This window comes from Inquilinus limosus MP06, assembly GCF_000767795.1.
GTDB classification, from domain to species: domain Bacteria; phylum Pseudomonadota; class Alphaproteobacteria; order DSM-16000; family Inquilinaceae; genus Inquilinus; species Inquilinus limosus_E.
Map to the genome: position 1 here is coordinate 1 of NZ_JANX01000148.1, position 11,636 is coordinate 11,636.

At 70.2% G+C, this 11,636-nt stretch carries 13 protein-coding genes; 5 read left to right on the plus strand and 8 right to left on the minus strand.

Features of this window, described 5'->3' with window-relative positions; all coding sequences use genetic code 11:
* Nucleotides 1–195: 195 nt before the first annotated feature.
* Nucleotides 196–1,053 carry a carbohydrate ABC transporter permease gene (locus tag P409_RS13855; RefSeq protein WP_202964663.1) on the plus strand — a complete coding sequence of 286 codons (858 nt, stop codon included), beginning with the start codon at nt 196–198 and terminating at the stop codon, nt 1,051–1,053.
* Nucleotides 1,054–1,061: 8 nt separating this feature from the next.
* Here P409_RS13855 and P409_RS13860 read toward each other — a convergent pair whose 3' ends face one another.
* Nucleotides 1,062–1,364 carry a HigA family addiction module antitoxin gene (locus tag P409_RS13860; RefSeq protein WP_034837419.1) on the minus strand — a complete coding sequence of 101 codons (303 nt, stop codon included), beginning with the start codon at nt 1,362–1,364 and terminating at the stop codon, nt 1,062–1,064.
* Nucleotides 1,365–1,376: 12 nt separating this feature from the next.
* Nucleotides 1,377–1,658, minus strand: coding sequence for a type II toxin-antitoxin system RelE/ParE family toxin (locus P409_RS13865; protein WP_034837421.1), 282 nt, complete (start codon nt 1,656–1,658; stop codon nt 1,377–1,379).
* 56 nt (nt 1,659–1,714) lie between these two features.
* Between P409_RS13865 and P409_RS13870 the strand changes: the two genes are divergently transcribed.
* A complete protein-coding gene (locus P409_RS13870) occupies nt 1,715–2,536 on the plus strand; it encodes a carbohydrate ABC transporter permease (protein WP_034837424.1) in 822 nt (273 codons plus the stop codon).
* 2 nt (nt 2,537–2,538) lie between these two features.
* Here the strand turns inward: P409_RS13870 and P409_RS13875 are convergent, their stop codons facing one another.
* The 4 genes from P409_RS13875 to P409_RS13890 all read right to left on the minus strand — a co-directional run bounded on the left by P409_RS13875 (nt 2,539) and on the right by P409_RS13890 (nt 6,362).
* On the minus strand, nt 2,539–4,032 hold the full coding sequence (locus tag P409_RS13875; RefSeq protein ID WP_034837427.1) for a tripartite tricarboxylate transporter permease: 1,494 nt from the start codon (nt 4,030–4,032) through the stop codon (nt 2,539–2,541).
* A 4-nt stretch (nt 4,033–4,036) separates the two neighbouring features.
* The gene (locus tag P409_RS13880; RefSeq protein WP_052120589.1) at nt 4,037–4,504 is read right to left on the minus strand and encodes a tripartite tricarboxylate transporter TctB family protein; all 468 of its coding nucleotides are present in this window, start codon (nt 4,502–4,504) and stop codon (nt 4,037–4,039) included.
* Between the two features lie 7 nt (nt 4,505–4,511).
* On the minus strand, nt 4,512–5,483 hold the full coding sequence (locus tag P409_RS13885) for a tripartite tricarboxylate transporter substrate binding protein (RefSeq protein ID WP_034837431.1): 972 nt from the start codon (nt 5,481–5,483) through the stop codon (nt 4,512–4,514).
* Between the two features lie 72 nt (nt 5,484–5,555).
* Nucleotides 5,556–6,362 carry an HpcH/HpaI aldolase family protein gene (locus P409_RS13890; RefSeq protein WP_034837435.1) on the minus strand — a complete coding sequence of 269 codons (807 nt, stop codon included), beginning with the start codon at nt 6,360–6,362 and terminating at the stop codon, nt 5,556–5,558.
* A gap of 130 nt (nt 6,363–6,492) precedes the next feature.
* Here P409_RS13890 and mnmA point away from each other — a divergent pair, with 130 nt between their 5' ends.
* The 3 genes from mnmA (at nt 6,493) to P409_RS13905 (ending at nt 9,102) form a co-directional block, all read left to right on the plus strand.
* Complete coding sequence (gene mnmA, locus P409_RS13895) at nt 6,493–7,620, plus strand: tRNA 2-thiouridine(34) synthase MnmA (protein ID WP_052120590.1); 1,128 nt, start codon at nt 6,493–6,495, stop codon at nt 7,618–7,620.
* Nucleotides 7,621–7,655: 35 nt separating this feature from the next.
* Nucleotides 7,656–7,958, plus strand: a complete 303-nt coding sequence (locus tag P409_RS13900) for an SCP2 sterol-binding domain-containing protein (RefSeq protein WP_034837443.1) — start codon at nt 7,656–7,658, stop codon at nt 7,956–7,958.
* Nucleotides 7,959–8,196: 238 nt separating this feature from the next.
* Nucleotides 8,197–9,102, plus strand: coding sequence for a DMT family transporter (locus P409_RS13905; protein ID WP_034837448.1), 906 nt, complete (start codon nt 8,197–8,199; stop codon nt 9,100–9,102).
* 67 nt (nt 9,103–9,169) lie between these two features.
* Here the strand turns inward: P409_RS13905 and P409_RS13910 are convergent, their stop codons facing one another.
* Together P409_RS13910 and P409_RS13915 are read right to left on the minus strand one after the other, a co-directional pair.
* Nucleotides 9,170–10,489 (minus strand): M16 family metallopeptidase, encoded by a 1,320-nt coding sequence (locus P409_RS13910; RefSeq protein ID WP_034837451.1) that lies wholly within the window; start codon nt 10,487–10,489, stop codon nt 9,170–9,172.
* 16 nt (nt 10,490–10,505) lie between these two features.
* Nucleotides 10,506–11,636, minus strand: a 1,131-nt coding sequence (locus P409_RS13915) for a M16 family metallopeptidase (protein ID WP_052120591.1), incomplete at its 5' end; no start/stop codon positions are given.

The following is an 11,636-nucleotide window of genomic DNA, read 5'->3' on the forward strand; positions in this document are numbered from 1 at the left end:
GGGTTGTCGATGACGAGCACCCGAACCGACCAATCGATGACCGATCGTTCGGTCAATTTCCAGCCGACAGCTCCAGCGGCGCGAGCCCCCTCCCCCTACCCCCCTCCCGCGAGGGGAGGGGGGACCCAAAAGGCCCGTCCCACCCTCGCCCGCATCCCCCTGCTCCGCACCCTGCGGGACGGCAGCGGGTTCGACGTGGCGCTGGTGCTGTGCGCGGTCGGCTACCTGCTGGTCTTCGCCGCCTTCCCGCTGGTCTACACGCTGGTGATGTCGCTGCAGCAGGTCGACATGTTCTCGCTGGCATCCTTCGACCGGCCCTTCGCCGGGCTCGACAATTACCGCGACGTGTTCTCGCGGCCGGAGGCACTGCAGATCCTGAAGAACACCGTGCTGTTCGTGGTGCTGTCGATCACCTTCCAGCTGGGCATCGGCTTCGGCTTGGCGCTGTTCTTCCAGCAGCCCTTCCCCGGCGCGACCTATATCCGCGGCGTGTTCCTGGCCGGCTGGATCATGCCGGCGCTGGTGGTCGGCGCGATCTGGAAATGGATCCTCGCCGGCGATTTCGGCGTGCTGAACTACGCCCTGACCAGCCTGCACCTGACCGGCGGCAAGATCTTCTGGCTGTCGGACCCGGACGTCGCCCTGTTCGCGGTGATCATCGCCAATATCTGGCTGGGCATCCCGTTCAACATGATCCTGCTGTCGGTCGGCCTAGCGGCGATCCCGCGCGACCTGTACGAGGCGGCGGAGATCGACGGCGCCCGCGCCGGCCGGCGCTTCCTGCACATCACCCTGCCGATGATGCGGTCGACGCTCGGCGCGGTGGTGTCGCTGGGCATCATCTTCACGCTGCAGCAGTTCGACCTGATCGCGGCGCTGACCAAGGGCGGCCCGGCCAACGCGTCGAACGTCGCCCAGTACTGGTCCTGGCAGATGTCGTTCGAGACCTATGAGATCTCGGCCGGCAGCGTCGTCGCCGTGCTGATGATCGCCGTGGTGATCCTGGTCGCGGCGCTCTATGTCCGGTCGACCGAACGGGAGCACGCGGCATGACACGCCTGTCACGCCGCCTTGTCGGTGTGCGGCTCGATCGCGGCCAGCGTGTCGGCCAGCCGATCCCTCGTCGTCTCCAGGTCCCATTTCGACTGCATATTCATGAACCACTGCGGGTCCACGCCGAAGAAGCGGCCGAGCCGCAGGGCGATGTTGGCGGTGATGCCCTGTCGGCCGTGGCAGATCTCGTTGATCCGGCTGCGCGGCACGCCGATCGCCCTGGCCAGCGCATAGACGGACAGACCCATGGGATCGAGGAACTCCTCCTTCAGGATCTCCCCCGGATGGGGCAGCGGAATGTCGCGCGGCATGGTGAACGGTCCTCAGTGATAATCGACGAACTCGACGTCGTAGGCGTCGCCGTCGCGCCAGACGAAGCAGATCCGGAACTGGTCGTTGACCCGGATCGAGTGCTGGCCCTTGCGATCTCCCTTCAGGGCCTCCAGCCGGTTGCCGGGCGGCACGCGCAGATCGTCGAGCCGGGTCACGGTGTCGAGCAGGAACAGCTTCGCCACGGCGCGGCGGAGGCTGTCGGCCGGAACGCCCTTCACCGCGATGCCCCGGGCGATCTTCTCGGTCCGGGCGTTGGCGAAGGATTTGATCATCGATGCAGAAGCGTACAACTTTTTTGTACGCTCCGCAAGCTCGAGGGAGTCGAGCCATGAAGCCGGCGAAGCCCTTTATCCTGCTCGGCCTGGCGCTGGTGTTCGCCGCGATCTACCTGTTCCCCCTGTACTGGATGTATGTCACGGCCCTGAAGTCCAGCAGCGAGATCTTCGCCTTCCCGCCGAGCTTCTGGCCGACCGACCCGCAATGGCAGTTCGGCCGGATCTTCGCCGAGCATGCGATGGACCGGTACCTGTGGAACTCGCTGCTGATCGCGGTCGGCACCACGGTGGTCGCGACGCTGATCGGCACCGGCGCCGCCTATGCCCTGTCGCGGCACCGCAACGCCTGGACCGCGGTGGCGCTGTTCCTGGTGCTGATGCTGCAGGTGCTGCCGCCGTCGCTGATGGTCACGCCGATCTTCGTCGCCTTCAGCCAGGTCGGCCTCTTGGAGACGCCGCGCGCCGCCGTGGTGCTGGCCCAGACCGCCAAGGTGCTGCCGCTCTACATCGTGCTGTGCCGGTCGACCTTCCTGCAGGTGCCGCGCGAGCTGGAGGATGCGGCGCGGGTGGACGGCGCCTCGCGCATCGGCGCCTTCCTGCGGATCATGATCCCCCTCGCCCGCAACGGCATCCTGGTGGTGTCGGTGCTGATCTTCCTGCAGTCCTTCGGCGAATACGTCTATTCGCGGTCGCTGATCGCGGCGGAGACCCTGCAGACCGCGACGGTCGGCCTGTCCTCCTTCATGGGCCCGAACACCAATGACTGGGGCGGGATCATGACCTATGCCGCGATCTATGTGACGCCGATCCTGATCGTCTTCGCCCTGCTGCAGCGCCGGATCGTCAGCGGGTTGACGGCGGGAGCGCTGAAGTAGGATCAGGCGGGCCGCGGCCGCAGCGACCGCCGCAGCCCGGCCAGCAGGACCAGCGCCCAGATCGCCACCGCCAGCACCCCGAGCGTGCCGGCGATCGGCCGCTCGAAGAAGGCCAGCAGGCTGCCGTCGGCCTTGATCATCGAGGTGAAGAAATGGTCCTCGAGCATCGGCCCGAGGATCAGGCCCAGGATCAGCGGCGCCACCGGGAAGCCGTTCTCCTCCATGACGAAGCCGATCACGCCGAACACCAGGATCACCAGCACGCCGAGCAGCGAGTTCTCGATGGCGAAGGCGCCGACGATGCAGAACATCAGGATCAGCGGGCTCAGCAGGCTGCGCGGCAGCAGCAGGATCTGCCGGGCCGCCCGGATGGTGGCGAGGCCCAGCGGGATCATCACGATGTTCGCCAGAATGAAGATCAGGAAGATGGCGTACATCTGCGGCGCCTGCTCGAGGAACAGCGTCGGCCCCGGGTTCAGTCCCTTCAGGTACAGGACGCCGATGGCGATCGCGGTGATCGAATCCCCGGGGATGCCGAAGACCAGCGCCGGCACCCAGGCGCCGGCCAGGGCCGAGTTGTTGGCCGAGCCGCTTTCGATGATGCCCTCGACATGGCCGGTGCCGAACTTCTCCGGCGTCTTCGAGAAGCGCTTGGACACGGCATAGGACATCCAGGCGGCGATGTCCGCCCCGGCGCCCGGAAGGATGCCGATCACCGTGCCCAGCACGCTGCCGCGCAGGAAGCTCTTCGGATAGGTGAAGAGCAGCTTCAGCTGGCCGGCCAGCACGTTGCCCGTCGGCTGGCGCGCCACCTCGACCGGCTGGCGCACGGCCAGGACGGCGCGCATCACCTCCGAGACCGCGAACAGGCCGACCATGACGTTGATGGCGTTGATGCCGCCCATCAGGTCGACGCTGCCGAAGGTGAAGCGCGGCACCCCGGCCGGGTTCTGCAGCCCGATGCAGGAGATGAACAGGCCCAGCAGCAGCGCCGCGATGCCCTTCGTCACCCGGGCGCCGGAGATGAAGACGGCGCAGGACAGGCCCAGCAGCACCAGCCAGAAATACTCGAAGGAGCTGAAGTTCAGCGCGAAATCGGCCAGGGCCGGCGCTGCCACGATCAGCACCGCCGTGCCGAACAGCCCGCCGAGCGCGGAGAAGAACAGCCCGGAGCCGAGCGCCGTCTCCGCCTGTCCTTTGCGGGTCATGGCATAGGCTTCGTCGGTATAGGCGGCCGAGGCCGGGGTGCCGGGCATGCGCAGCAGGCAGCCCGGAATGTCGCCGGAGAAGATCGCCATCGCCGTGGCGGTGACGATCGCCGCCACGGCCGGGATCGGCGGCATGAAGAAGGTGACCGGAATCAGCAGCGCGGTTGCCATGGTCGCGGTCAGCCCCGGGATGGCGCCGACCAGCATGCCATAGACGGCGGAGCCGGCGATCACCGCCAGGACATAGGGGTCGAGGACCAGTTCGAAGGCCAGCAGCAGATCGGTCATCGCATCATCCCAGGAGCAGGCCCAGCCAGCCGCGGGGCAGCGGCACGCGCAGCCCCTGGGCGAAGCCGAGATAGAGGCCGACGGCCATCACCGCGGCGAAAACCGCCGCCGTCGCCAGCCGGGCGCCAAGCGTCGCCGCCAGCACCAGCAGGATCGCGAAGGTCACCGGCACGAAGCCGATGGTGTCGGCCGCCACGATATAGATGGCCGGCGCCGCGAGGGTCAGGGCCAGGTCGCGCCAGCAGCGCGGCGACCGCGCCCAGTCGCCGAGGCTGAGCGCCGGGCTGCGCTGGCGCAGCCCGGACAGGATCAGCGGCAGGGCGGTGACCGCCAGCGCCACTCCGATGACGAGCGGGAACGACCCCGCCCCGAAGGCCTGGCCCGGCATGGGCGGATGCCCGGCCGCGGCCCAGGCGATGGCGATGCCGGCCAGCAGCAGGACGGCACCGAAGAACGCATCGTTGAAGCGCACGGGATGGCTACTGCTTGGCGAGGCCGGTGGCCTTCATCACCTCGCCGAGCGCGTCGTTCGAGGCCTTCATATAGGCCGCGAACTCGTCGCCCAGCGCCACCTTGGTGCCGAAGCCGCGGGACTTGACCATCTCCTGGTACTCGGCGCTCTGGACGATCCGACCGATGGTCTCGGTCAGCTTCTTCGACACGTCCTCCGGCATGCCCTTGGGCCCGCCGACGCCGCGCCAGGCGCCCATGGTCCAGCCGCTGCCGGTCACGCTCTTCAGCGTCGGCACGTTCGGGTAGAGGGCGCTCGGCTCCGCATCCATGATCGCCAGCGCCTTGACCTTGCCGGCGTCGATCAACGAGCGCGCCTCCGGCAGCGACACCGGGGTCAGGTCGACGCCGCCGGCGACCAGGTCCTGCAGCCCCGGCGCCGCCCCCTGGCTGGGCACCCAGGTCACCGCCGCGGGGTCCAGCCCGGCGTCGCGCAGCATGCCGGCCAGCGCCAGGTGCCAGATGCCGCCCTGGCCCGTGCCGGAGGCCTTGAACTTGCCGGGATTGGCCTTGATCGCCTCCAGCAGCGCCTTGACGTCGGCATGCGGCGAGTCGGCCGCCACCTCGACCGCCGCCGGATCGGCGTTGACCAGGGCCAGCGGCGTGTAGCTCTCCCAGGTCAGGTCGGTCAGGCCCTGCCAGTGCATCATGTTGATCTCGACCGTCAGCGTGCCGATGGTGTAGCCGTCGGCCGCGGCGGTCGCGATCGCGGTGTGGCCGACCACGCCGCTGCCGCCGGTGCGGTTCACGACATTGACCGGCTGCCCCAGCTCCTTCTCCAGGAAGGAGGCGAGGATGCGGGAGACGGCGTCGGTGCCACCGCCGGCCGCCCAGGGCACGATGTAGGTGATCGGCCGCTCCGGCCATTCGGCCTGGGCGGCGGGTGCCGCCACGGCGGCCAGCACGACGCCGGCCAGGCCGGCGATCACGGTCTTGAGCATGGTTTCCCCCTTCTGTTTGGAATCGATCTGGTACGTCCCGGTCTTGATGCCGGGTTCAGCGCAGCGCGCCGTTCAGTAGCCGCCGCCCTTGGTCCCCTTTCCCGCGCCTTCGCGATAGGCCTTATACGCGGCCACCGAATCCGAGGCCGCCTGGCGCAGATAGGGCACGTCGCCGCCGCCGGTGACCATCCGGTAGCCACGGTCGAACAGCTCGGCCCAGGTGGAGGCGGAGCTCGGCACGGTGCCGAGCGGCGTGCCGGTGGGCCGCACCGCGTCCTCGATCTGCTTCACCAGATCCTGTACCCGCGGGTCGTGCAGCTGCTCCAGGAGACCGATCGAGCCGCCGAGGTCGTTGACGCCGATGAACACCATGTCGATGCCGTCGACCCTGGCGATCGCCGCCGCCTCGGGCACCGCGTCCTTGGATTCGATCTGGGCCAGCAGCAGCAGGTTGTCGTTGGCCTTGCGCATGTAGTCCGGCTCGAAGCCATAGGTCGAGGCGCGCACCGCGCCGGCGGCATAGCCGCGGCGGCCGGCCGGCGGGTAGCGGCAGGCGCGGACCAGCGCCTCGGCCTCGGCCGCGCTCTCGATCATCGGCACCATCAGGCTGTCGGCGCCGGCATCCAGCACCCGCTTCAGCCAGACCGGATCATGCGCCGGCACCCGCACCACCGCCGGGGTGTCGGAGGCCTGCACCGCGCGCAGCAGGCCGATGGTGTCGTCGATGCCGCCGGGCCCGTGCTCGGTGTCCAGGATGACGAAGTCGAAGCCGGCATGGGCCATGATCTCCGCCACGGTGGGCGAGCCGCTGCCGACCCAGGCGCCGAACAGCTGGTCGCCGCGGCGCAGCCGTTCCTTCAGCCGGTTGGGGCGAAACATTCCGGGACGATCCTCCTATGGTTGAGAGGAGTGTACGCATCCAGCGTTATGTCCGACAACAGGCCAGCATGGCCGCCCCGATCATCCGCCGGTTTTCCCGGCGCCGCTCCGCCCCTATATTCTGCCCGCCATGAATTCACTCGGTTTCGACAAGCCCCCGGCCGCGACGCGGGTCGTGGTCGCCATGTCCGGCGGCGTGGACAGCTCCGTCGTCGCGGCCCAGCTTGCCGAGCAGGGCTACGACGTGGTCGGCATCACGCTGCAGCTCTACGACCACGGCATCGCCATCCAGCGGAAGGGCGCCTGCTGCGCCGGGGCCGACATCTACGACGCCCGCACCGTGGCCGACCGCATCGGCTTCCCGCATTACGTGCTGGATTACGAGAGCCGCTTCGGCCAGGCGGTGATGGATGATTTCGCCGACAGCTACCTGCGCGGCGAGACTCCGATCCCCTGCATCCGCTGCAACCAGAAGGTCAAGTTCCGCGACCTGATGGAGACCGCGCGCGACCTCGGCGCCGACTGCCTCGCGACCGGGCACTATGTCCGTCGGGTCGAAGGCCCGCAGGGGCCGGAGCTGCACCGCGCCGTCGACCCGGCCAAGGACCAGAGCTACTTCCTGTTCGCGACCACGCCCGAGCAGCTGGCCTTCCTGCGCTTCCCGCTGGGCGGCAACAGCAAGGCCGAGACCCGGGCCGAGGCGGCGCGGCTGGGGCTGGTCGTGGCCGACAAGCCGGACAGCCAGGACATCTGCTTCGTGCCCGAGGGCCGCTATGGCGAGGTGGTGGCGCGGCTGCGCCCCGGCGCGGTCGGCCCCGGCGAGATCGTGCATCTCGACGGCACCGTGCTGGGCCGGCACCAGGGCATCGTCCACTACACCATCGGCCAGCGGAAGGGCCTGGGCATCGGCGGCCGCAAGTCCAACGACGACCCGCTCTACGTCGTCCGGCTCGACCCCGAGGCGCGCCGCGTCATCGTCGGCCCCTGGTCGGCGCTGGCGCGGCACAGCGTCGCCCTGACCGAGCTGAACTGGCTGGACCGGGCGCCGGGCCCGGAGGGACGGATGGTCGAGGCCAAGCTGCGCTCCGCCCAGTCGCCGGTGCCGGCGACGGTGCGGCTGACCGGCGCGGGAGAGGCGGTGCTGGAGCTGCATGCGCCGCAGCACGGGGTGGCGCCGGGACAGGCCGCCGTGCTTTATGACGGCGACCGCGTGCTCGGCGGCGGCTTCATCGCCCGGGCCGAGCGCGCCGCCGCCTGATCGACCGTTTCGCGGACAGAAAGGACCTTTTGCCCATGTCGCTCGACGCTCTCGCCGAAGCCGTGCGCGGCCGCGCTGCCGGCGGCCCCGCGCTCGACGCCCGCGTCAAGTTCGACCTCGGCGCCGACGGCTTCATCGTGCTCGACGGCACCGGCCCCGCACCCGCGGTGTCGATCGGCGACGCCCCGGCCGACGTGACCCTGACGATGAAGGCGGAGACACTGCGGCGGATGGTCGACGGGTCGCTGAGCCCGACCATGGCCTACATGACCGGCAAGATCAAAGCCAACGGCTCGCTGAGCGTGGGCATGAAGCTGGCGGCGCTGCTGGACGATTGAGCAGCCGACGGAGGTCTGCTCCTCCGCTTTCCCTTTCCTGTCATTGCCGGGCTTGACCCGGCAATCCAGGAGCCGCCCGAGCGGCATCGACATTCCCTGGATGCCCGGGTCAAGCCCGGGCATGACAGTTGGAGGAGGCGATCCTCACCCCACGATATTTCGACGGAGGCCGCAGCGTCCGCGCGCGACAAGGGCCCGCGCGCCGGGCATGGTCGGGGCACCCATCGAGGAGCCTCCCATGTCCGCCCATCGCCCGCCGGTCACCGACTATCTGCTGCTGGCGCTGCTGGCCACCGTCTGGGGCGCGTCCTACAGCTTCATCAAGCTCGGCGTCGCCACCATCCCGCCGGTGACGCTGATCGCGGCGCGCACCCTGATCGCCGGCGGCATCCTGCTGCTGGTGCTGCGGCTGCGCGGCATCCGCATGCCGGCGGACGGCCGCACCTGGCGGCTGTTCGCGGTGCAGGCGCTGGTCAACAGCACCATCCCCTTCGTCATGATCGCCTGGGCCGAGACCGAGGTGGATGCCGGGCTGGCGGCGATCCTGAACTCGACCTCGCCGATCTTCACCTTCCTGTTCACCTGGGCGATCACCCGGCATGAGGCGGTGAGCGGCCGCAAGCTGTTCGGCGTCGCCGCCGGGGTCGCCGGCATCACCCTGGTGATCGGCCTCGACGCCCTGTCCGGCGCCGGCCGGCAGATGCTGCCGCAGCTGGCGATCGTGGCGGCCACCGTGTGCTACGGCATCGCCGCCATCTTCGGCCGCAACTTCAAGGGGCTGGACCCGATGGTGCCGGCCGCCGGGTCGATGCTGTCCGGCGCCGCCATGCTGATCCCGCTGAGCCTGGTGCTGGACCGGCCCTGGACGCTGGCGCCCTCCGCCGCCTCGCTCGGCGCGCTGGCCGGGCTGGCCGTGGTCTCCACCGCCCTCGCCTTCGTGCTCTATTTCCGGCTGATCGCCTCGCTCGGCTCGGTTGCCACCATGGCGCAGGCCTATCTGCGGGTGCCGGTCGGCGTGGCCATCGGCGTCCTGGCCCTGGGCGAGACGCCGGCGCCGACCGCGCTGTACGGGCTGGTCCTGGTGGTGATCGGCGTCGCCGCCATGACCCTGCCCGGCCGGGCGCGGAAGGCACAGGCCGCATAGGCCGGGCCGGATGTCGCGCATCTTCGCGCATTGCCTCTCCCGCCGGACGCGGGAGAGGCAACTAGCTCTAGCTCGCCGGCGTCCCGGCCACCACCGCGGTCGGGTCCTTGACCTGCAGCACCCGGGCGGCCACCGCCTTCACCTGGGCCGGGGTCACCGCCTCGATCAGGCCGGGATACTTGTCGATGAAGTCGCGGCCGCGGCCGGCGAGCTGCAGCGACAGGACGTAGGACGCCAGCGCGTCATGCGAGGCGAAGCCCAGCGGGTAGCTGCCGACCAGGTAACTCTTCGCCTCCGCCACCTCCTGGTCGGTCGGGCCGTCCTTGGCCAGCCGCGCGATCTCGTCCTGGATCACCGACAGGCTCTCCCCCGCCTTGTCGGCCCGGGTGCCGGCGGTGATCAGCAGCAGGCCGGCGTGCTGGAACTGCAGGGTGTTGCTGTCGACCGAATAGGCCAGGCCGCGCTGCTCGCGCACCGCGCGGTACAGCCGTGAGGTGAAGGTCGATCCGCCAAGGATGTGGTTCATCACGATCGCCGGGAAATAGTCCGGGTCGTCGCGCCGCGGCGAGGGGAAGCCGAGCTGGATCGACGCTTGCGACACCGCCATCGGCACCGTCGCGGTGCCGGTGGCGGCGGGGACGATGTCCGGCACCGGAATCAGCTCGCCCTTCGCCGGCAGGCCGCCGAAGACGCGGTCCAGCGCCGGCCCCAGCGTGGCGGCGTCGATGTCGCCGACCACGGCCAGGCGCAGCCCGTCGCGAGCGAACATCCGGCGCCGCAGCTCCTGCAGGTCGGCGGTGCCGATGGCGGCGACGCTCTCCTTGGTGCCGATCGACGGCCGGCCGTAGGGATGGCCGGGGAAGGCGGCGGCGGACCAGCGGTCGTCGGCGATGGTGCCGGGGTCATTCTCCTGGAAGTTCAGCTCGGCCAGGCGGCCGGCCTTGATCCGGTCCAGGTCGCCCTGCGCCAGCTTCGGCTCGGCCAGGGCCAGGCGCAGCAGCTCGAAGGCGGCGTCGCGCTCGGTGGTCAGCGTCTTCAGCCGGCCGCCATTGTAGTCCTGCGAGGTGGAGAAGCCGAGCTGGATCGAGCGGTCGGCCAGGGCGGCCTTGAAGCCGGGCGCATCATAGGGCCCGGCGCCCTCGGTCAGCATCTCGCTGAGCAGCGAGGCCAGGCCGGCCTTGCCCTCCGGGTCCTGGGCGGCGCCGCCGTCGAAGGAGAAGGAGACGGTGACGGCCGGCACGGTGTGGTCCTCGACCAGCCAGGCCTCGATGCCGCCGGGGCTGACCACGCGGTCGATCGTGGTGGCGGCGGCGGGCAGGGTGGCGGCGGCGAGCAGCAGGCCAGCCCCGGCGAGGGCGGCGCGCAGCGGGGAAAGCATCGCGTTCATCGGTGTCCTCGCGCGGTCAGGGCTGCTTGGCCTGGGTCGCATCCGCCGGCCGGGTCAGATATCCGGTGACGGAGCGCTGCGGCTGCAGATAAGTCTGCGCGGCCTTCTGCACATCGGCGGCCTTCACCGCAGCGATGGTGCCGGGCCAGTCCTGCACGTCGCCGACGCTGCGGCCCAGCGCCGCCGCCTCGCCGAAGGCCCGGGCCAGCGCGCCCGGATCGTCCTGGCCGTAGATGGCGCCGGCCAGCAGGCGGCGCTTGGCGCGCGCCAGCTCCTCCTCCGGCACCGGCTGGTCGCGCACCTCGGCCAGCACCGCATCCATCGCCGCCTCGAGATCCGGCAGGGTGACATCGCCGCGCGGCACGGCGTAGACGGCGAAGGGGCTGTAGTCGAGCGCGTCCGGGTCGTAGCCGGCGCCGGCCATGGCGGCCTTGCCCTGCCCGGTCACCAGGGCGCGGTACAGCCGCCCGGTCTCGCCGCTCAGCACAGCCGACAACACCTGCAGCGCCGCCGCCTCGCCCGGCGCCGCGGTCACCACCGACGGCGCCAGATAGTTGCGGCGCAGATAGGGCTGGCCGGCGCGGGCATCGGTCAGCTCCAGCCGGCGCGGGGCGATCGGCTCGGGCTCCTTCGGGCGCACGCGCGGCGGCGGGTCGGCCCGGCGCTTGACCGGCCCGTAGATCTCCTCGGCCTGCGCCTTCACCGCGGCGGGGTCGACGTCGCCGGCAATGATCACCGTGGCGTTGTTCGGGGTGTAGAAGCGGTCATAGAAGGCCAGCGCGGTCTCGCGGTTCAGCGCCTCGATCTCCGACGGCCAGCCTATCACCGGCGCGCGGTACGGGTGGTTGAGATAGAGCACGGCGTTCATCACCTCGCCCAGGCGCGACGACGGCTCGTTCTCGATCCGCATCCGCCGCTCCTCCAGCACCACGTCGCGCTCGGCGTTGACCCGCTTCTCCTCGAGCACCAGGTTCTGCATCCGGTCGGCCTCGTAGCGCATCACCAGCGGCAGGTTCTGCTTGGCCACGGACTGGTAGTAGGCGGTGTAGTCGGCGGTGGTGAAGGCGTTCTCGACCCCGCCGATCGCCGCCAGCTCCTGCGAATAGCCCTGCGGGTGGATGTGGTGCCGTGGAACATCAGGTGTTCC

What these genes read in the sequence shown, in the direction of transcription:
- P409_RS13900 (WP_034837443.1), top strand. Translation starts at nt 7,656, where the DNA reads ATGTCGCTCGACGCTCTCGCCGAAGCCGTGCGCGGCCGCGCTGCCGGC.
- mnmA (WP_052120590.1), top strand. Translation starts at nt 6,493, where the DNA reads ATGAATTCACTCGGTTTCGACAAGCCCCCGGCCGCGACGCGGGTCGTG.
- P409_RS13910 (WP_034837451.1), bottom strand. Translation starts at nt 10,489, where the DNA reads ATGAACGCGATGCTTTCCCCGCTGCGCGCCGCCCTCGCCGGGGCTGGC.
- P409_RS13865 (WP_034837421.1), bottom strand. Translation starts at nt 1,658, where the DNA reads ATGATCAAATCCTTCGCCAACGCCCGGACCGAGAAGATCGCCCGGGGC.
- P409_RS13870 (WP_034837424.1), top strand. Translation starts at nt 1,715, where the DNA reads ATGAAGCCGGCGAAGCCCTTTATCCTGCTCGGCCTGGCGCTGGTGTTC.
- P409_RS13905 (WP_034837448.1), top strand. Translation starts at nt 8,197, where the DNA reads ATGTCCGCCCATCGCCCGCCGGTCACCGACTATCTGCTGCTGGCGCTG.
- P409_RS13890 (WP_034837435.1), bottom strand. Translation starts at nt 6,362, where the DNA reads ATGTTTCGCCCCAACCGGCTGAAGGAACGGCTGCGCCGCGGCGACCAG.
- P409_RS13860 (WP_034837419.1), bottom strand. Translation starts at nt 1,364, where the DNA reads ATGCCGCGCGACATTCCGCTGCCCCATCCGGGGGAGATCCTGAAGGAG.
- P409_RS13875 (WP_034837427.1), bottom strand. Translation starts at nt 4,032, where the DNA reads ATGACCGATCTGCTGCTGGCCTTCGAACTGGTCCTCGACCCCTATGTC.
- P409_RS13885 (WP_034837431.1), bottom strand. Translation starts at nt 5,483, where the DNA reads ATGCTCAAGACCGTGATCGCCGGCCTGGCCGGCGTCGTGCTGGCCGCC.